This is a genomic window from Agrobacterium sp. Ap1, from assembly GCF_017313375.1.
Lineage (GTDB): Bacteria > Pseudomonadota > Alphaproteobacteria > Rhizobiales > Rhizobiaceae > Neorhizobium > Neorhizobium cellulosilyticum.
Genome location: NZ_JAFLMY010000077.1, coordinates 1 through 818, shown reverse-complemented (window position 1 = coordinate 818; position 818 = coordinate 1). Strand labels below are relative to the sequence as shown.

At 56.5% G+C, this 818-nt stretch carries 1 protein-coding gene; it reads right to left on the bottom strand.

Annotated elements, in window-relative coordinates; translation table 11 throughout:
• A partial coding sequence (locus tag JZX87_RS31045) for a transposase (protein WP_286195236.1) occupies window positions 1–818 on the bottom strand: 818 nt, incomplete at both ends.

Here is an 818-nt window from a genome sequence, read left to right as displayed (position 1 = left end):
CAAGCGGCTATGGCTCTGATGAGCGCTCTTGCGCCAATCATATTGATCATCCGTTTGATGTTGTAGGCCAGCACGTGCAGCGCCATTTCCGTTCTCACGTTTTTCAGTCTGCGCATCTGGAAATGAGTTGCGCCCATCCACGCCTTGATGGTTCCGAACGGATGCTCGACCGTGCATCGCCGGGTTCGCATGAGGCTCGGATTGTCGTCCATTCGGGAATACATAGCTTCGATCAGATGCTCGTGCTCCCAGCGTGTGATCCGCCGTTCCTTGCCCGATGTGCATTGTGCCTTGAGGGGGCATGACGGACAATCCGTGCGCCAGTATCGCCGAAGCATCAGTCCTTTTTCCTCCGTGGTATATCTGTATGCCAGCGCCTTTCCGGCAGGGCAAACATACGTGTCTGTGCCGCCGTCGTAGACGAAGTCAGCCTTCACGAACATGCCCTTCTTGCGGTTGTTCGACGTCTCCGGCCTCGGCACCGTTGCCGTAATCCCGGCCTCATGACAGCTGAGCAGTTCAGCTCCGTTGAAATAACCACGGTCGGCGATGGCATCGAGCTTATCGACCTTCAGTGCTTCCATTGCCGCCTTGGCCATGGGAGCCAGTTGCGATCGATCATTGCCGATATTGGTGACCTCGTGCGTGACGATAAGATGCGTCTCGACATCAACCGCTGTCTGCACGTTGTAGCCCACCAGGCCCGTGCCTTTGCCATATGTCGCCATGGATCGGGCGTCTGGATCAGTCAGCGAAATCTGGCTGTCAGGCTTATCATTCAGCGTTTCCGCGATACCTTCCAGGCGTTGGACTTCCTG